At 37.7% G+C, this 19,832-nt stretch carries 12 protein-coding genes and 1 pseudogene; all 13 read left to right on the forward strand.

The features are described from left to right. Positions 1-2,469, forward strand: a complete 2,469-nt coding sequence (locus AO58_RS0109780) for a polysaccharide biosynthesis tyrosine autokinase (protein ID WP_024981541.1) — start codon at positions 1-3, stop codon at positions 2,467-2,469. Continuing rightward, a complete protein-coding gene (locus AO58_RS0109785) occupies positions 2,469-3,443 on the forward strand; it encodes an SDR family oxidoreductase (protein WP_024981542.1) in 975 nt (324 codons plus the stop codon). The genes AO58_RS0109780 and AO58_RS0109785 overlap by 1 nt, the downstream gene beginning before the upstream one ends. A 108-nt stretch (positions 3,444-3,551) precedes the next feature. Then, positions 3,552-4,943 (forward strand): UDP-glucose 6-dehydrogenase, encoded by a 1,392-nt coding sequence (locus AO58_RS0109790; RefSeq protein ID WP_024981543.1) that lies wholly within the window; start codon positions 3,552-3,554, stop codon positions 4,941-4,943. Between the two features lie 1,811 nt (positions 4,944-6,754). Further along, positions 6,755-7,153 (forward strand): nucleotidyltransferase substrate binding protein, encoded by a 399-nt coding sequence (locus AO58_RS0109795; protein WP_024981544.1) that lies wholly within the window; start codon positions 6,755-6,757, stop codon positions 7,151-7,153. Then, on the forward strand, positions 7,150-7,464 hold the full coding sequence (locus tag AO58_RS0109800) for a nucleotidyltransferase domain-containing protein (protein ID WP_024981545.1): 315 nt from the start codon (positions 7,150-7,152) through the stop codon (positions 7,462-7,464). Before AO58_RS0109795 ends, AO58_RS0109800 begins: the two co-directional genes overlap by 4 nt. Before the next feature lie 1,572 nt (positions 7,465-9,036). Next, entirely contained in the window at positions 9,037-10,326 is a 1,290-nt protein-coding gene (locus AO58_RS0109805; protein ID WP_170852016.1) for a nucleotide sugar dehydrogenase, read from the forward strand. Between the two features lie 363 nt (positions 10,327-10,689). After that, a complete protein-coding gene (locus AO58_RS17595; RefSeq protein ID WP_255211332.1) occupies positions 10,690-11,397 on the forward strand; it encodes an AlbA family DNA-binding domain-containing protein in 708 nt (235 codons plus the stop codon). A 68-nt stretch (positions 11,398-11,465) separates the two neighbouring features. After that, entirely contained in the window at positions 11,466-12,026 is a 561-nt protein-coding gene (locus AO58_RS17600; protein ID WP_051536662.1) for an ATP-binding protein, read from the forward strand. A gap of 354 nt (positions 12,027-12,380) precedes the next feature. Beyond that, a complete protein-coding gene (gene rfbB, locus AO58_RS0109815) occupies positions 12,381-13,427 on the forward strand; it encodes a dTDP-glucose 4,6-dehydratase (RefSeq protein ID WP_024981547.1) in 1,047 nt (348 codons plus the stop codon). Positions 13,428-14,182: 755 nt separating this feature from the next. Next, positions 14,183-14,668, forward strand: a complete 486-nt coding sequence (locus AO58_RS0109820; RefSeq protein ID WP_024981548.1) for a UpxY family transcription antiterminator — start codon at positions 14,183-14,185, stop codon at positions 14,666-14,668. A gap of 793 nt (positions 14,669-15,461) precedes the next feature. Next, entirely contained in the window at positions 15,462-17,876 is a 2,415-nt protein-coding gene (locus AO58_RS0109825; RefSeq protein ID WP_024981549.1) for an SLBB domain-containing protein, read from the forward strand. A gap of 488 nt (positions 17,877-18,364) precedes the next feature. After that, positions 18,365-19,444, forward strand: a complete 1,080-nt coding sequence (locus tag AO58_RS0109835) for a Wzz/FepE/Etk N-terminal domain-containing protein (protein WP_024981550.1) — start codon at positions 18,365-18,367, stop codon at positions 19,442-19,444. A gap of 129 nt (positions 19,445-19,573) precedes the next feature. Further along, positions 19,574-19,707 (forward strand): annotated as a pseudogene (locus tag AO58_RS18275) (adenylyltransferase/cytidyltransferase family protein); the annotation flags it as partial. Between the last annotated feature and the right edge of the window lie 125 nt (positions 19,708-19,832).

A 19,832-nucleotide genomic window follows, 5' to 3' on the forward strand; every position in this document is an offset into this window, starting at 1 on the left:
ATGCTTGATCTAAAAGACTTCTCTATTTTTGAAAATCAATCTACATTTGATTTTAAAGGACTTTTAATAAAAATTGCAGGTTATTGGAAGTGGTTTTTGATCAGTTTGGCGATCACTTTTTTTGTTGCTTATCAGGTCAATATTAGAAAAGAAAAAATCTACGGTTTAGATACTTTGATTTCCGTAAAAGAGGAGAACAATCCTTTATTTACTTCTAATACCAGCTTAACTTTTAATTGGGGCGGAGTTTCAGACAAAGTACAAACGGTAACCACTACTTTGCAGTCTCGTTCGCATAACGAATTGGTAGTCGAAAAATTGCAATATTATATTGACTATTTAGTCCAAGGCGAATACAATTTAGTGGATGCTTATGGAGCGGTTCCTTTTCGATTAGAATTAGATAAAAACAAAGGACAGTTGGCAGGAACCCTAATTAGTATCGTGTTTTTGTCGGAGTCGGAATATGAAATTAAAATTCCTTTCGAAGGGTCTTCGGTTGCTTTATTTCATTATGGAAGTAATACCATGTCCAACACCGCTGTGGCCAATGGTGAATTCAAAAAGCGTTACAAAGTTGGAGAAGCGGTACAACTTCCTTTTTTAAACTGGCGTCTTCAAATCAATGAGAATCCTGGATTTTATAAAGGGAATGAGTATTTTGTTCGTTTCAATAATTTTGATAGTACTGTTGCTAATTATCGCGGTATTGCCATCAAGGCCGATGACAAAGGAGGGTCTATTTTGACTTTAAGTCTGCAAGGCACCAATAAAGCTCGATTGGTAAATTATTTGAATGCTACCGTAAAAATGTTGATCAAGAGACAATTGGATAGTAAGAATCAATTTGCGACCAATACTATTGCTTTTATTGACAGTACTTTGGTGTCTATGGAATCGCAATTGAAAGAAACGGGGAATGAATTGAAAGCGTTTAGAAAAGATAAAAATATTATTAATATTGAGGATGGTGGTGCCAAATTTTCGGACAAAATTCTAGATTACGATGTGCAGAAAGATGAAATTGAGCGAAAAATGGCGTATTACAATTCGCTAAAAGCCTATTTGAAAAATAGTGTGGATTATTCAAAGCTTCCCGCACCTTCTGTAGCTGGAATTGAAGATCCTAACATTGTGGTTAATGTTTCTAAATTGATTGCTTTGTCTACGCAACGTTCCGAAATGGCTTATGCGGTAAAGAGCGAGAAGATTTTTAAAGATTTTGACAATCAGATGATGGCGGTTAAGAATGTTTTGCTCGAAAATATAGTAACCGCAAAACAATCATTACAATATGATTTGGCTACCATTAACAGTAAAATTGGCATTTCTGAAAATGAGATCAAACAATTGCCCGATGACCAGCAAGAGTTGATTAAAATAAAACGTAAATATGACTTAAATGATAATATTTACAGTACCTTTTTACAAAAGCGAACCGAAGCTGATATCGTAAAAGCTGCGAATCTATCTGATGTTCGTTTTATTGATCCCGCCAAAGATGTTGGAGGTGGTTTAATTGGCCCCAAGACTTCTGTAAATTATGTTCTGGCTTTCTTTTTAGGATTGTTGATTCCTTTGGTGGTTGTTTTAGTAATTTTCTTCATCAATAATTCTATCCAGAATACCGATGAGATAAATAGTCTCACCAAAATCCCTATCATTGGTGTCATTGGCGTAAACAATGAAAAGTCAGACTTAGCAGTATTTAGAAAGCCTAAATCGGCTTTGTCAGAATCTTTTAGAGCCATTCGCTCCTCATTGCAATTTTTATATAAAAAACAAAATGTTGATGGCGCTAAAACACTTATGATAACCTCTTCGGTAAGTGGCGAGGGGAAAACGTTTTGTTCAATCAATATTGCTACTGTTTTTGCATTAAGCGAGAAAAAGACAGTGATAGTAGGTTTGGATTTGAGAAAACCAAAGTTGTTTGACGAGTTTAATCTTAATAATTCTAGGGGAGTAGTAAATTATTTAATCAATCAAAATGGGTTAGATGAAGTAGTAAACAAAACAGAAATCCCTTATTTAGATGTAATTATATCGGGACCTGTTCCTCCTAATCCTGGGGAACTAATCATCAGCGAACGCATGGGCGATTTAATCGAGGAATTAAAACAACGCTATGATTATATTATCCTTGACACTCCTCCAGTTGGCTTGGTTTCGGATGCATTGGAGTTGGATCAGTTTTGTGATGTCACGTTGTATATTGTGCGACAAAATTTTTCCAAAAAAGATATGATTACGCTATTGAACAATAGGGTGAAACGAGGTGAATTAAAAAACACCAGCATTATAATGAATGGTTTTGAAAACAAAGCGCGATACGGTACCAGTTATGGCTATGGCTACGGTTATGGCTATGGGAATAACTCGTACGCAGCTGGATACCATGAAAAGGAAATTCCGAAAACTAGGATTGAAAAAATATGGGATTGGTTGAAAAAGGAAAGAAAAGTGTAATGAGTGAAACAATTTTAATTACTGGAGGCGCTGGATTTATAGGTTCTAATTTAACGGAGTATTTTTTGTCTAAGGGATACAAAGTGGTTGTTTTGGATAATTTTGCCACGGGACATCGACATAATCTTTCGGATTTTGAAAGCGATAGTAATTTTACCTTGATAGAAGGTGATATTCGGAATCCTAGCGATTGTGCTTTGGCAGTACAAAATGTAGATTATGTATTGCATCAAGCAGCGTTGGGTTCCGTGCCGCGATCCATAGCGGATCCTGTGACTACCAATGAGGTGAATGTTTCAGGTTTTTTAAATATGTTGGTTGCAGCTCGAGACGCTAAAGTAAAACGTTTTGTGTATGCCGCTAGTTCGTCTACCTATGGAGACTCCCAAGGATTGCCTAAAGTGGAAGCTGTGATAGGGAAACCACTTTCTCCTTATGCTATTACAAAATATGTAAATGAATTGTATGCCGAGATTTTTGGGAAAACCTACGGCATGGAAACCATTGGTTTGCGCTATTTTAATGTTTTTGGACGCAAGCAAGATCCTAAAGGAGCTTATGCTGCAGTGATTCCAAAATTTGTGATGCAGTTCATGCAGTTGGAAAGCCCTGTGATTAATGGCGATGGGAACTATTCCAGAGATTTTACCTATATCGACAATGTGATTCAGATGAATGAATTGGCCATGACGACTACCAATCCTGAAGCGATTAATACTGTTTTTAATACCGCTTTTGGGGATCGAAATACGCTGAATGATTTGGTTGGCTATTTGAAATTGTATTTAGGCGAATTAGACGAAAGAATACAAGATGTTGCCATAGCGTATGGCCCTAATCGTGTGGGTGATATTCCCCATTCACTCGCGAGCATTGATAAGGCCAAGCAATTGCTGGGCTATAATCCGAAGTTTTCTTTACAAGAAGGATTAAAAGAAGCCGTACAATGGTATTGGGAGAATCTTGGTAATTAGTGATTAGTAACTAGTAATTAGTGATTAGTAATTAGTGATTAGTAATTAGCGAGGAGTGAAATGTGAGAAGTAAGAAAGATGAAAGAAATGAAATGAAAAAATGAATATATGAAAATTACAAAAATATGTTGCATAGGAGCCGGATATGTTGGAGGGCCAACAATGGCGGTTATAGCACAAAAATGCCCACAAATTCAAGTTACCGTAGTCGATTTAAACCAAGAGCGTATTGCGGCTTGGAATAATGCTGACGTGAATACTATTCCCATTTATGAGCCTGGTTTAGCCGAGATCGTCAAGGAAGCCAGAGGACGTAATTTGTTTTTTTCAACTGAAGTGGAAAAAGCCATTGATGAAGCTCAAATGATTTTTATTTCGGTGAATACCCCGACCAAAACCTATGGTAAAGGAAAAGGGATGGCGGCTGATTTGAAATATATTGAATTGTGTGCCCGCCAGATTGCTAAGATTGCCAAAGACAATAAAATTGTAGTTGAAAAATCGACCTTGCCTGTGCGTACGGCTGAGGCGATAAAAAGTATTCTGGACAATACGGGCAATGGTGTGCAATTTCAAATTTTGTCCAATCCAGAGTTTTTAGCAGAAGGTACTGCTGTGAGCGATCTTTTGCATCCGGATCGCATCTTGATTGGTGGCGATACTACGGCTGAAGGGCAAGAAGCGATTCAAGCTTTGGTAGATGTGTATGCCAATTGGGTGGCACCCGAGAAGATTTTGACCACTAATGTTTGGTCTTCCGAGTTATCGAAATTAACAGCTAATGCCTTTTTAGCGCAACGTATTTCTTCTATTAATGCGATGTCGGAATTGTGTGAAAAAACAGGCGCAGATGTGAACGAGGTGGCCCGAGCGATCGGAATGGATTCTCGTATTGGACCCAAATTTTTGAAAGCCTCAGTAGGGTTTGGAGGATCATGTTTTCAGAAGGATATTTTGAACTTGGTCTATATTGCTAAATCGTATGGTTTGCATGAAGTAGCCGATTATTGGGAGCAAGTGATCATCATGAACGACCATCAAAAAAGACGTTTTTCTAATAAAATAGTGCAGACGTTATACAATACTGTAGCCGGTAAAAAAATCGCGTTTTTAGGTTGGGCCTTCAAGAAAGATACCAATGATACTAGAGAATCTGCCGCTATTTATGTGGCTGACGATTTGATTAATGAAGAGGCTATTATTTCGGTATATGATCCAAAGGTGCCGTTCAAAAAGATGTTAGCTGATTTGGATTACTTAGACTCCAGAACTTCGGAGCAAAATAGTCGTCAGATTGCAGCCGCTTCTTCTGCTTATGAAGCCTGTGAAAACGCACACGCTATAGCGATACTAACAGAATGGGATGAGTTTACATCCTATGACTGGAAAAAAATATATGATAGCATGCAAAAACCTGCTTTTGTTTTCGACGGCCGAAATATTTTAGATGCCGATCAGATGAGAGCCATTGGTTTTGTGTATTGTGGAATTGGGGCGTAGAATTTGGTTGGTTTATTGTTAATAGTTTGTTGTTTGTGGAGTTGTGAGTTGTGAGATGTGAGATGTGAGATGAGTTGTGAGTTGTTGGTTGTGGAGTTGTGAGTTGTTGGTTGTGAGTTGTTGGTTGTGGGGTGTTGGTTGTGAGTTGTTGGTTGTGGGGTGTTAGGGAGGGTTTTCGTTTTGCCCCGACCCTAAAGGGAGCCGAGAACAAGGCGTGTAGGTAAAACAAGGCCTTTCGACAGTACTTCGCTTCGCTCAATATAAACTACTCGAAGTGACACTTAAAGACAGATATTTGGTAAAAGAAGTCTCTTGAATACCACATGCTTAATTTGATTAAGCGGTTTGCTCCCCTCTTGAGAGGGGTTGGGGGTGTGTTTTAGAGATAGGAGATTTGATGTCAGGTACTTAAGCCTCGTTTTTTTTGTCCCGAGAGTCTATTTATTATCATGTAAATACTTTGTGTTCCATGGCGTAATCCTTAATAGGTCACAGATGGCAAGGATTAAACGGATTTAAAAAAAATGTGAACCTATTTTAGGACGACACAGTCTGGATGCCTCTTAATAGGCCACAGATGGCACAGATTAAACGGATTTAAAATACTTAAATGAATTGCATCTCGCTAAAGCGAGATTTTATAGTTATAAAGGTTGAGAGGCTTTAGCTGAAATTATTCTATTATTTTGGCTAAAGCCTATTCTTATTGAAATCTAATTAAGTTGAGGAATAAAGGATGCTATTATTGTTGATTTTTGATTGCAGATTTATGTACGGCAGTTGTGGGTTGTGAGATGTGAGATGTGAGATGTGTTCAGTTGTGGGTTGTGGGATTTGAGTTTTGAGGAAGTGAATAATGAGAAGTGGATATTGGGGATTGACAAAACACTAATTAATTTCTGCAAAATGTAAGATTAAGAATGGCTAAAGCCTATTCTTATTGAAATGTTATTAAGTTCAGGAATAAAGGATGCTATTATTGTTGATTTTTGATTAATGATTTTTGATTGCAGATTTATGTACGTCAGTTGTGGGTTTTGAGATGTGAGATGTGAGATGTGGGTTTTTGGTTGTGAGTTGTGGGTTGTGAGATGTGAGATGTGAGATGTGTTCAGTTGTGGGTTGTGGGATTTGAGTTTTGAGGAAGTGAATAATGAGAAGTGGATATTGAGGATTGACAAAACACTAATTAATTTCTGCAAAATGTAAGATTAAGAATGGCTAAAGCCTAGTCTTATTGATATGTTTTTAAGTTAGGGAATAAAGGATGCTATTATTGTTGATTTTTGATTAACGATTTTTGATTGCAGATTTATGTATGTCAGTTGTGGGTTTTGAGATGTGAGATGTGGGTTTTTGGTTGTGAGTTGTGAGATGTGTTTAGTTGTGGGTTTTGAGGAAGTGAATAATGAGAAGTGGATATTGGGGATTGACAAAACACTAATTAATTTCTGCAAAATGTAAAATTGAGAATGGCTAAAGCTCATTCTTGTTGAAATTTCGAAAAAAGATAGTATTTGCGCTCCGTTTAGAAAATCAAAATAAGGGCTTTCATTTGGTAGGACAGTCATTCATGCGTTATACTTACTTACCAACCTTTCGGTTTCTCTTTTTAATTGGTCAATCTAGTCCTAAAACAATCGTTAATAGGTAGGGAGTTCCTGTTTTTATTAAATACTTCATTTTTGCTGGGAAGTCTAATGCTGATTGTGGGTTTCAGAAGAGCTTTAGCTACTCTGTCGAAAAATTTAGAAACAATAGATGTTGTTATTTGTGTTAAAACATTTAATTTTATACTTAAATGAGTATTTATGGAAGATGATATCCGTTGGAAACAACGATTGGCGAATTATCAAAAAGCACTCGGACAATTGCAGAAGTTCATTGCAAAGGGAGATTTGAATGAATTGGAGGAGCAAGGGCTGATACAGGCCTTTGAATTCACACATGAATTGGCTTGGAATGTGATGAAGGATTATTTTATATACCAAGGTACAACTTCTATTACAGGCTCTCGCGATGCTACTAGAGAGGCTTTTCAAAAAGGATTGGTTCAGGATGGTGCTGAATGGATGGAAATGATAAAAAGCAGAAATCAATCGTCTCATACTTATAATGAAAGTACGGCTAAAGAAATTAAAGACAAAGTGTTTGTGGTATACTATGATTTGTTTGTTGCGTTTAACGAGAAAATGAAAACGCTCATATGATACAATTTGGCTTAAAAACAGAAGATATTGCTAAAATTAATCGCGTTTTTTCGGATTATGATGCCATTGAAAGTGTGTTTATTTATGGTTCAAGAGCGAAAGGTAATTTTAAGAATGGTTCGGATATTGATTTGACACTAGTGGAAGAAACGATGTCCTTTTCTGATTTTTTGGCTTTGGAGCAACAATTGGATGATTTGTTGTTACCCTATAAAATTGACCTTTCGCAAAAAAGAAAAATTGCTAATTCGGATTTGTTGGCACATATCGATAGGGTAGGACAGCTGTTTTATAGTAAAGAAGATTTTTAATCGCTTGTAACGTGTGAGTTGTGTGTTTTGAGTTATCAGTTGTGGGTTGTGAGATGTGAGTTGTTGTTTGTGGTTTATTGTTATCAGTTGTGGGTTTTGGGTGTCCCTTCATATAAATACTTTGTGTTCCATGGCGTAATCCTTAATAGGCCGCAGATGGAACGGATTAAACGGATTAAAAAAAAAATGTGAACCTATTTTAGGACGACACAGTCTGGATGCCTCTTAATAGGCCGCAGATGGCACAGATTAAACGGATTTAAAATACTTAAATGAATTGCATCTCGCTAAAGCGAGATTTTATAGTTATAAAGGTTGAGAGGCTTTAGCTGAAATTATTCTATTATTTTGGCTAAAGCCTATTCTTATTGAAATCTAATTAAGTTGAGGAATAAAGGATGCTATTTTTGTTGATTTTTGATTGCAGATTTATGTACGTCAGTTGTGGGTTGTGGGTTGTGAGATGTGAGATGTGAGTTGTGGTTTTTTGGTTGTGAGATGTGGTTTTTGGTTGTGAGTTGTGAGATGTGTTCAGTTGTGGGTTGTGGGGTGTGAGATGTGAGATGTGGGTTGTGGGTTTTTGGTTGTGAGATGTGGTTTTTGGTTGTGAGTTGTGAGATGTGTTCAGTTGTGGGTTGTGAGATGTGAGATGAGTGTACGTGGGTTGTGGATTTTTGGTTGTGAGTTGTGAGTTGTGAGATGTGTTCATTACACACTAATTGATTTCTATTCGCTTTCTGCAAAATGTAAAATTAAGAATGGCTAAAGCTCATTTTTATTGCTCTTTTTCAAATGAAAGGTAAGGTCTATTTCTATTGAAATTGTTCAAAAAATAGTATTTAATGTTGTTTTGAAGGGGGGGGCAAAGTAAGTTGATTCTTTATTGATCTCAAATAGAGTTTAAAGTTATACGCTTTAAGTGCATCTCGCTTTAGTTTCTAAAAATTTTCACACCGCAGATTCGCAGATTTTAAAAGATTAATAATTATAATAATTTGCGAATCTGCGGTTAAATTATATTCCAACCTTGCAGACTTTAAGTCGGCCAAACCAAATCTATTGCCTTTTAGTCCATAGTGGTTTAGTTATAAAATTTAATTGGTTGATCGTTTGATCGCTAATTTGTTTAAGGAGTAATCTGATGGTGTAAAATGTAAAATAATCAGTATTAATTCGGTGATTCCTTGCCGGATGTGGTCTCACTACTTTTAGTGATTTTTTATTTATTTAAAAAGGAATCAAAGGATGTTAGTGTTTCAAAAACAGAAGGTTGTATTCCAGGGCAATGGAGTGCAACCTTTTCCTTTTTTGGCGCTGGTTAATAACTGGTTTTAGCTGTTATGAAATTCTTATATTTGCAGACGCTGGTGTGAAACAGGGATGTTTTGGTTTTAATAAACTAGACGTCTTGAGGACTACTGGCTGCTGCGTTAGGGATTGTAGTGGAAATCCTTTTTGAGGCTTTTTCGGCCTCAAAAAGATTGTAGCGGAAAGCCCGACCCTTGTGGTAACGCCCCAAAAAAAGAAATTGAAGTAGCTTGTTTCTGGTGAGCTACAGCTAAAAAAAATACAATGGTGGATACAAAAATAAAAATTGCCGTAATTGGGTTAGGCTATGTAGGATTGCCGTTGGCGCGACTTTTTGCTACCAAGTACCAAGTGGTAGGATTTGATATCAATGAAGGGAGAATTGCTGAATTACGTCGGGGTACGGATTGTACTTTAGAGGTGTCGGATGCTGTGCTGCAATCGGTTTTGGTTGCTGATTTTGAGTCCGCTTCAACAGGTTTGCTGTGTTCTAATGTTATGGATGACATTGCGGATTGCACCTATTATATTGTGACGGTTCCTACGCCTGTGGATAAAAATAACCGTCCGGATTTGACTCCTTTGTACAAATCGAGTGCGACCGTTGGACAGGTCCTTAAGCAAGGAGATGTTGTTATTTACGAATCTACTGTTTACCCCGGTGTTACCGAAGAGGAATGTGTGCCTGTATTGGAGCGCGTTTCGGGTTTACGATTCAATGTTGATTTTTTTGCAGGTTATTCGCCCGAACGTATCAATCCTGGGGATAAAGAACATACGGTTGAGAAAATTTTAAAAATCACCTCTGGTTCCACTCCAGAAATTGGACAAAAAGTCGATGCCTTATACCAATCGGTTATTATAGCCGGTACGCATTTGGCCCCGTCTATCAAAGTAGCCGAAGCGGCCAAAGTGATTGAAAATTCCCAAAGAGATATCAATATTGCGTTTGTTAACGAACTGGCTAAAATCTTTAATTTATTAGACATTGATACCAGTGCCGTATTAAAAGCTGCGGGTACCAAGTGGAATTTCTTACCCTTCAAACCCGGTTTGGTAGGGGGTCATTGCATTGGAGTAGATCCCTATTATTTAGCACAAAAAGCCCAAGAGAAAGGGTATCATCCGGAAATTATTTTGGCTGGACGACGCTTGAATGATAGTATGGGCGAATATGTGGCCTCGCAAGTAGTGAAGTTAATGATCAAAAAAGGGGTGGTGATCAATGGTGCTAGCGTTTTAATGCTGGGCATCACTTTCAAAGAAAATTGCCCTGATGTACGCAATACCAAAATTGTAGATGTCGTTCGTGCCTTTCAAGATTATGGTATTGCCGTAACGATTTACGATCCTTGGGCCAATCCTGCTGAGGTGGCACACGAGTACAACTTGGTCACTAGTACTGATTTGCCCAAAGTGGCTTTCGATGGTATTGTTTTAGGAGTGGCTCATGAAGCTTTTTTAACTATGGACTATACCACTTTACGAAAAGAAAAAAGTGTGTTGTATGATGTGAAAGGGGTGTTGCAAGTGCCTGTTGATGGAAAGTTGTAGGGTGGTGATTATTTAATAGTGAATAGTGAATAGTAATTAGTCCTTAGTGAGGAGTGAGAAGTAATTAGTGAGAAGTAATTAGTGAATAGTAATTAGTCCTTAGTGAGGAGTGAGAAGTAATTAGTGAGAAGTAATTAGTGAATAGTAATTAGTCCTTAGTGAGGTGTGAGAAGTGTACAGTTGTTTATTGGTAATTAGTGAATAGTCCTTAGTCCTTAGTGAGAAGTAAGAGGTGAGAAGTGAGAAGTGAATAGTTAGGAAGAGCAGTTGTCGGTTGTAATTGACGGATAACAGAAGATGGACTACTGTAAAATAAAGAGGGTAGCATAATAAAAAAAAATACTGAAAAAAGAGGATCAGCATATCGAATTTAAATCAAACTTCAATGATGAGGTGATTATTTCTTTGGTGGCTTTTGCTAATGCTGAAGGAGGATCTGTTTATGTAGGTGTTGATGATAATGGTTTTGCGGGTTCTAGTTTTAAAATTGGAAAAGAAAGTGTTCAGCAATGGACCAACGAAGTAAAAAACAAAACCATTCCTTCGATTATACCAGATGTAACCCACGAAGAAATGAATGGTGTTGAAGTATTGGTTTTTGAGATTAAAGAATTTCCCATTAAACCTGTTGCATTTAAAGGCAGGTATTATAAGAGAGTAAAAAATGCCAATCACCAAATTAGCTTGCAAGAAATTTCAGAGTTGCATTTGAAGACGTTCAATACTAGTTGGGATTATTATCCCTCGTCTCGTTATGATTTAGGGTCTATTGATTTAGAGAAAGTAAATCGTTTTATAGCTTCGTCTAATGAAATTCGGGATACTAAAATTCAAGATGACCCACTTACGATACTTCGGAAGTTTGAATTGGTAAAGGAGAATGGGCAAATTGCCAATGCTTGTCATTTACTGTTTTCCAAAAATGAACTATTTGATGCTACGATTTCAATAGGTCGTTTTTCAACAGAGACTAGTATCAAAGACAGTTTGGTTTTGCAAACTGATTTATTTACTGAAGTTGAAGAAACACTCACTTTTGTTAGAAAACACATCAATAAAATTATATCATAACAGGTGATCCTAAACGCGAAGAACGTTGGGAATATCCTCTAGAAGCATTACGTGAAATTGTAGTCAATATGATTGTGCATCGCGATTATCAAAATCCGGGAGATTCCATTATCAAAATATTTGATCATAAAATTGAGTTTTATAACCCTGGAGGGTTAGGAAATGGGTTGACTATAGCGCAATTGCAATCAGGTAGGTATACCTCATTCGCGAGGAATAGGAAAATTTCAGATTTGTTTAGAGAAGCGGGTATCATAGAAAAATATGGTTCGGGTATCAAGCGAATTACCGATGCTTTTTTGAATTATGGTTTGTTAGCTCCTACCTTTGAAGTGATTCAAAATGGTTTTCGTGTAACTGTTTTTTCTCATGCGAATGCAATTAAGGATGGCGGTGTAAATGGCGGTGTAAATTTAGAAACGACTGATATAGTAAATGTAGATTCAAAAGCGATTTTTAGTTTTATTGAAAAGAACCCGGGAGTTAATGTTTTATTATTAATGAATCATTTCGAAGTTCCAAAACGAACTGTAGAACGTTGGGTAAAACAATTAAGGGATGAGGATAAAATTGAATTCAGAGGCGCATCAAAGACTGGTGGGTATTGGGTTGTCGGAAGTGAGATGTGAGATGTGAGATGTGAGGTGTGAGGTGTGAGATGTGAGGTGTGAGAGGTGAGAGGTGAGATGTGAGATGTGAGTTGTGGGTCGTGAGTTATTGGTTGTGGGTTTTGGTGGAGGTTTAACCGCAAAGGTTGACAAGGGATACGTAAGAGGGTGAGGGTTTGTTGTTGTCAATTATAGGTTGTGGCGTTTAATGCAAAATTAGCAAGGATTAAGAGTTCAACGTTACTACGAATAATCAGTTAACCATTTGTCCAATGAAGCAAATAGTCGATTTAACAGTTCAGCAAATAACCGATTCAACAATTCAACGATTCAACTCAAATTAAATATAGAACACTAAAAAAAACTAGATAAAAAATGGAAAAAATTGTTATTACAGGAGGAGCGGGGTTTATTGGGTCGCATGTGGTGCGTCGTTTTGTGACGAAATACCCGGAGTATCATATTTTTAATTTAGATGCCTTGACGTATGCTGGGAATCTAGAGAATATTAAGGATATTGAAAAAGCGCCTAATTACACTTTCGTGAAAGGGGATATTACGGATGAGGCTTTTATTAACGACTTGTTTGCCAAGCATCAATTTGATGGTGTTTTGCATTTGGCCGCAGAATCTCACGTAGATCGTTCGATTACCGATCCGTTGTCTTTTGTGAAAACCAATGTTTTCGGTACCATGATTTTATTGAATGCCGCTAAAAATCTGTGGAAAGATAATTTTGAAGGGAAACGTTTTTATCATATTTCGACCGATGAGGTGTATGGTACTCTGGGAGCAGAAGGCTTATTCACCGAAACGACTCCTTACGATCCGAATTCTCCTTATTCGGCTTCTAAAGCGAGTTCGGATCACTTTGTGCGTGCGTATGGCGAAACCTATGGCTTGCCGTATGTATTGACCAATTGTTCTAATAACTACGGCCCCTATCATTTTCCTGAAAAATTGATTCCACTTTTTATTAATAATATAATTAATAATAAACCCTTGCCTGTCTATGGCGATGGGAATTATACCCGTGATTGGTTGTTCGTGAAAGATCACGCTGTAGCTATTGATTTGGTGTTTCATCAGGGAAAAAATCACGAGACCTACAATATCGGTGGCTTTAATGAATGGAAAAATATCGACTTGGTAAAAGTACTTTGCCAATTAATGGATCAAAAACTGGGTCGCCCAGAAGGGACGTCTCAGGCCTTGATTACTTATGTTAAAGATCGCCCAGGACACGATTTGCGTTACGCTATCGATGCCCATAAAATTAATCAAGAATTGGGTTGGAAGCCGTCGGTTACTTTTGAAGAAGGTTTAGAACAAACTATCGATTGGTATTTGAGCAATCAAGAGTGGTTGAATAGCGTGACTTCGGGGGCGTATGCTTCGTATTATGAAAAGCAGTATTTATAGGTAGTTGTGAGGGGTGTGAGTTGTGGGTTGTGAGTTGAGTTGTGGGTTGTGTGAGTTGTGGGTTGTGAGTTGTGGGTGTGTGTTGTGAGGGTGTGTGAGTTGTGGGTGTGTGAGTTGTGGGTTATGAGTTGTCTAGGGAAGTTTTCGTTGTAACCCGACGCTAAAGGGAGTCGAAAACAAGACTTCTCGACTGAACTTCGACTTCGCTCAGCATCAACTGCTAGAGGAGACATTAGGGGTGTGATACTAAAAGCTTATTTAAAATAGTCCATTTTGTCAGTTCGAGGTATATTTTTATTCTAAAAAAAGCAATATAAAATGATGTTTACATTGTCAGGTTGAGCGCAGTCGAAACCCTTCTAAAACAAAAACGTCAATGGTAGTGCAGTCGAGGGCCATTGTTAGATCTCGACTGCGCTCGATATGACAAGAATACATTGGGTTGTATTGATGTGGGATTTGCTATGAGTTGTGGGTTGTGTGAGTTGTGGGTTATGAGTTGTGAGTGTTGTGTGTTGTGTGTTGTGTGTTGTGAGTTTTTTCAGTTGTGAGTTTTCAGTTGTGAGTTGTGTGTTATCGGTTGTGAGTTTTGAGATGTGGGTCGCCCGTTATGAGCTATCCGATAATGCAACTTCTAGCCACAACAGGCAACCGATAACCTTCAACCGACACCCCATAACTGACACCCTATAACCGACACCCCACAACTCATAACCCATAACTGACACCCCATAACCGATAACTGAAAATTGAATATGAACTGGTACGTATTATACACAAAGCCCAAATGGGAGAAGAAGGTAGCTGATAAGCTGAATGCGATTGGTATTGAGGCGTATTGTCCTACGGTTACTAAAGTGCAACAATGGAGTGATCGCAAAAAGAAAGTGGAAGTGCCGCTTTTTTCCTCCTACGTCTTTGTACAGTTGGAGGAGAAAGATCGAAATGCTGTTTTTGCAGTAGTGGGAGTGATACGCTATTTGTTTTGGTTAGGTAAACCAGCCATCGTTAGAGATTTGGAGATGCAATCGCTACAACATTGGTTGTCGGGTCCCGATGACTTTGATGTCGAAGTTACTGCTTGGCAGCCTGGAGATCGTATAGTACTTGAACAAGGAATGTTCAAAGATCAAGTGGCCATAGTACAAGAAGTGAAGCAAAGTAGTTATGTATTGGTCTTGGAAGCTTTGGGGTGTGTGTTGAGAGTGGAGAGAAAAGGGTTTAAGGGTTTAAATGTTTAAGAGTTTAAAGTTTGTTGTTTGTAGTTTGTAGTTTATGGCTTGTAGTTTATGGCTTGTAGTTTATTGTTTAAAGTTTGATTTTTAGTTGTTTATATGTTGATAGGCTAGGTGAAGGGTAAACGTATAATACGTTAATAAACTATCCCAAAACGTTAACTGGAAACTGCTAACTGAAAACTGCTAACTGAAAACTGAAAGCGGATAACCTATTCACCATTAAGTCAATAAAAAAAACACGAATTTAAGTTTTAAATAAGACTACAATTCTTATTTATTTGTCTTAAATTCGCCAAAAATATAGAAAGGGAGTCTTGTATGGGACTCACAGGGGCGAAGCCGTGGGAGGAAGTGAGATGTTAGAAGTGAGATGTTAGAAGTGAGATGTTAGAAGTGAGATATTGGAAGTGAGATGTCGGAAGTGAGATATTGGAAGTGAGATGTTAGAAGTGAGATGTTAGAAGTGAGATGTCGGAAGTGAGATATTGGAAGTGAGATGTTAGAAGTGAGATGTTAGAAGTGAGATGTTAGAAGTGAGATGTTAGAAGTGAGATGTTAGAAGTGAGATGTCAGAAGTGAGATGTCAGAAGTGAGATGTCAGAAGTGAGATATTGGAAGTGAGATGTTAGAAAATAAGATGGCAGAAATGAGATATTGGAAGTGAGATGTTAGAAGTGAGATGTTAGAAGTTATAGGGGAAGTTTAGTCCTAAAGTAAATAAGAAAAAGTTTAAGAAAAAGAGAGGATATTTCTTGTGGCAGTCGATTAAAGGCTGAAAATAAATACATTCTAAAATATGAAAAAAATAGTAATTGCTTTTGTTGTTGTATTGGCTTTTTTGCAGTCTTCAGTGGTGTTAGCGCAAGATTTATTGAAAAGTCAGGATTTGAGTACTTTGAAAGTAGATTATTTGACTGATGCGGAGGTTGCCAAAATCAAGGGACAATTGCAAGCTAATAATGTGACGCTTGAGCAAGCGGAGCCGATGGCTTTGGCGAAAGGGATGTCGGCGGGAGAATTTGCGAAATTGAAAACGCGTTTGTCGAGTACTACTCCAACTAATACAACGGTTAAAAAAGATAGTGGTGATAAAAAAGTAGCGTTGCGAGAGCAAGAAACGTATAGCAATAAAAAAGTGAAAGACACCTTAAACGCCTTAGTTTTTGGTTCAGAATTATTTGATAATCCGACCTTGAATTTTGAACCGGATTTGAAATTAGCGACTCCCGTGAATTATGTGTTAGGACCGGGTGATGAACTACAAGTAAGTGTGTATGGGGTGCAAGAATACAATGCTAGCATTCCAGTTTCGGTTGAAGGGAAAGTGACGATTCAATACGTAGGACAAATTCCTGTTTCGGGCTTGACTATTGAAGCGGCTACTCAAAAAATACGTGCTGCTATTGCACGAGTGTATAGTACAGTAGCTTCAGGGCAATCGCAAGTGGGGGTGAGTTTGAGTCGTATTCGTACCATCAAAGTGACTATAATAGGGAGTAAACAACCTGGAAATTATTCTGTTTCTTCGTTGGCTACCGTATACAATGCCTTGTATTTAGGAGGCGGCCCTTCTAAAAATGGAAGTTATAGAAATATAGAATTAATTCGAAACAACAAAGTGTACCGAAATATAGATATTTATCGTTTTTTGGTCAATGGGAATCAATCGGATAATATTGGGTTGAAAGACAACGATGTGATTCGTATTCCAGCCTACACTAAGCGAGTAACGATTGAAGGAGAAGTGAAACGTCCTGGTATTTTTGAATTGAAAACAGGCGAATCTTTTAGTGATGTGTTGCGTTTTGCTTCTGGTTTTACGGATGTAGCGTATACGGCTTCGGTGAATGTTTTACAAAAAACAAGTAAAGAGTTCAAAGTGAAAGACGTGAAGTCGAGTGAATTCTCTTCTTATAAACCTCTGGCAGGTGATGTATTTAAGGTGACAAAAATTTTGAATCGTTTTGAGAATCGTATCAAAATTGAAGGAGCGGTATTTAGACCTGATACTTACTCTTATTACAAAGGGATGCGAATTTCGGATTTAGTCACACAAGCCGATGGATTAAAAGAAGATGCTTACAGAATTCGCGCTAGAATTGTTCGATTAAAATCGGATTTGACTACCGAAATTGTGAATGTGGATTTGGGTAAAGCTTTGTTAGGCGATGTACTTTCGAATATCGAACTGCAAAAAGAAGATATTGTTACCGTTTATTCCATTTTAGATTTTCAAGAAAACTATACCGTAAGTATTGATGGGGAGATTAAAAAGCCAGGGACTTATGATTATTTCGAAAATTTATCCTTAAATGATGTAATAGTTCAGGCAGGTGGACTTACGGGGGCAGCTTCAAAGCGAGTAGAAATTGCTCGTATGATGAAATCAGAAATGGAAGATGTAAATAATCCTAATCGTGTAACATTGTTTGATTTTGAAATCAGTGCTTATTCAAATGAGCAATTGAAAAATTTCCAATTGCATCCTTATGATGTCATTAATATCCGCAGAGTTGCTGTTTATGAAAAGCCACAACAAGTTAGCGTGAGTGGAGCGGTGAATTATACTGGTAAATACGCTTTGGTCAACAAGAAAGAAAAGATATACGATATCATTCAACGCGCAGGCGGTTTGTCTTCTTTAGCAGACCCTAATAGTGTTAAGATTAAACGTCCCATTCAAGCCAAACAGATCGAAGATTTGGAAAATATCAATTTGAATTTGGGTAAGAAAGACAGTATTCAAAATAAATTAGAGCATAAGTTAAAAGAAGAGTTGAAGTTTGCTACTATTCCTGTAGAATGGAAATCCATTTTAAAAAAACCAAGCAGTACGTCAAATATTACCTTGTTGCCTGGCGATGAAATTGAAGTTTCGTTTTTAAGTGAAAGTGTTAAAGTAACTGGAAATGTGTTGTTGACTTCTGAAATCCCTTATGAAAGAGGTCGTGGTTTTTCTTATTATTTGGATGCCGTTGGAGGTACCGATGCTAAGGCTTGGAGAAAAAAAGCCTATGTGATTTATCCAAATGGGAAAGCCGCCGTTACTGGACATTTCTTGTTTTGGCGTTCTTATCCTAAAGTACTACCAGGATCGCAAATCGTAGTGCCAGAAAAACCAGCAACCAAGAAAATGACGACAGGGGAATGGGTAAGTATGGGTAGTGTGATTAGTAGTTTGGCCTTATTGATTGTAACGGCGTTTAAATAACGAAGCCCCCTAGCCCCCGAAGGAGTAGGAGGAAGAGGGAAGTTAGAAATTAGAAGTTAGATTTCAGAAGGCAGAAATAAGAAGTTAGAAATTAGAAGTTAGAAAATAGAAGTAATAGTATAGCAGTTTTCGTTTTACCCCGATCCTAAAGGGAGTCGAAAATGGATGTTAGAAATTAGATGTCAGAAATTAGAAGTTAGAAGAGGGTAATTGTTTAAAGGTTTAATCGTTTAATCGTTGAGAGTTAAGGTTGAAATTTGTACAAAGTTGTCACGTCGAGCGCAGTCGAGACGCTTTAAACAATGAAAGTTAGAAATTAGGTTTTAGAAGGCATCTATCAGAAGTCACCAGACTTCCAACCCAAAACCCAAAACCCAAAACCCAAAACCCAAAACCCAAAACCCAAAACCCAAAACCCAAAACCCAAAACCCAAAACCCAAAACTCACAACACCCCAAAAACAATCCCAAAACCGATACAACGGCATTATGGAAGAAAATATCAATAACCACAACGACGAAATCTCGTTAAAAGAATTACTCGAAAAAGGAAAAGAGTGGTACGGTTACTTGCTATCGCAATGGAAAATCATTGTATTGGCAGGAATCATAGGAGGTATACTTGGGCTTACCTACTCTTTTATAAAAAAACCGATATATACCGCTACTTTGTCTTTCGCTTTAGAAGATGAGAAGAGTGGTGGATTGGGAGGTGCCTTAGGTTTGGCTAGTTCCCTAGGATTAGACCTTGGTGGCGGTGGAGGCAGTATGTTTTCGGGGTCTAACTTAACTGAGCTTTTCAAATCCCGAGCGATGGTGGAAAAGACCTTGTTGAGTACAGTACCTGATGCTGACGGTAAACCGATTACTTTGGCGGAATTGTATGTCCAAAATAACGAATGGAGAGATAAATGGGAAGGTAAACCCAAATTAGAAAAAATTCAGTTTTTACCTAATGTGAAGCGAACCTATTTTACTCGAGTGCACGATAGTATTTTAGGTGCAATGTATGATAAACTATCCAAAACAAGTTTATCGGTGGCGCAAAAGGACAAGAAAATCGCCATTATCAATATCGATGTGAACGATAAAAACGAGCTTTTTGCCAAGCAGTTTTGTGAAAATCTAGCGAAAACCGTTTCTGATTTTTATGTAGCTACTAAAAGCAAAAAGGCGAAAATGAATATGGATATTTTAATCCGTCAAACCGATTCTATTCGTGGTGAATTGAATGGTGCTATTACAGGAGTAGCAGTAGCTAATGACAATACCTTCAATCTAAATCCTGCTTTGAATGTGAGAAGAACCCCTTCCGCTCGTAGACAAGTAGATGTACAAGCTAACACTGCGATACTGACCGAGTTGGTCAAACAAACAGAGTTGGCAAAAGTGACGTTAAGAAAAGAAACGCCTTTAATTCAGGTAATTGATAAACCGATTCTGCCGCTGAAAAAAGAAAAGTTGGGCAAAGCCAAAGGTTGGGTGCTAGGAGGTTTTTTGGCGGTGTTTTTGACGGTGCTATTTTTGATTGGAAAACGACTTATGAAAGAGATAATGAGTAAGAAGTGAGAAGTGAAACTGGACGATCAAGTATTAAATGCTACATCTGAACGTTGAAATGTAAAGTCGAGCGTGGTCGAGACTTTAACCGACAACCGACAACCGACAACCGACAACCGACAACCGACAACCGACAAAATGAAAATAGGAATCACCTTCAGTGTCTACGTTCTCTTACACGCTGGTCACATTAAAATGTTAGAAGAGGCAAACCGACATGCTATTATTTAATTGTGGGTCTGCAAACCTATCCTACTTTGGAACTCCCAAAGTAAAAACGACCCGTACAAGCAGTAATTGAGCTTTGCAATAGTTTAACGAGAGTAAATCTGCATGAGAAATGTGTGAATTAAATACTAAATTAGTATTATTATTTTAAATTAATAAATTATTTTAA

Origin of the sequence: Flavobacterium succinicans LMG 10402, assembly GCF_000611675.1 — a bacterium.
Taxonomy (GTDB): domain Bacteria; phylum Bacteroidota; class Bacteroidia; order Flavobacteriales; family Flavobacteriaceae; genus Flavobacterium; species Flavobacterium succinicans.

Bases quoted from the DNA above. Each gene is read 5' to 3' on its own strand.
- AO58_RS17600 (WP_051536662.1), top strand. From the start codon at position 11,466: ATGATTGTGCATCGCGATTATCAAAATCCGGGAGATTCCATTATCAAA.
- AO58_RS0109805 (WP_170852016.1), top strand. From the start codon at position 9,037: ATGGTGGATACAAAAATAAAAATTGCCGTAATTGGGTTAGGCTATGTA.
- AO58_RS0109795 (WP_024981544.1), top strand. From the start codon at position 6,755: ATGGAAGATGATATCCGTTGGAAACAACGATTGGCGAATTATCAAAAA.
- AO58_RS0109820 (WP_024981548.1), top strand. From the start codon at position 14,183: ATGAACTGGTACGTATTATACACAAAGCCCAAATGGGAGAAGAAGGTA.
- rfbB (WP_024981547.1), top strand. From the start codon at position 12,381: ATGGAAAAAATTGTTATTACAGGAGGAGCGGGGTTTATTGGGTCGCAT.
- AO58_RS0109780 (WP_024981541.1), top strand. From the start codon at position 1: ATGCTTGATCTAAAAGACTTCTCTATTTTTGAAAATCAATCTACATTT.
- AO58_RS0109825 (WP_024981549.1), top strand. From the start codon at position 15,462: ATGAAAAAAATAGTAATTGCTTTTGTTGTTGTATTGGCTTTTTTGCAG.
- AO58_RS0109790 (WP_024981543.1), top strand. From the start codon at position 3,552: ATGAAAATTACAAAAATATGTTGCATAGGAGCCGGATATGTTGGAGGG.
- AO58_RS0109835 (WP_024981550.1), top strand. From the start codon at position 18,365: ATGGAAGAAAATATCAATAACCACAACGACGAAATCTCGTTAAAAGAA.
- AO58_RS0109785 (WP_024981542.1), top strand. From the start codon at position 2,469: ATGAGTGAAACAATTTTAATTACTGGAGGCGCTGGATTTATAGGTTCT.
- AO58_RS0109800 (WP_024981545.1), top strand. From the start codon at position 7,150: ATGATACAATTTGGCTTAAAAACAGAAGATATTGCTAAAATTAATCGC.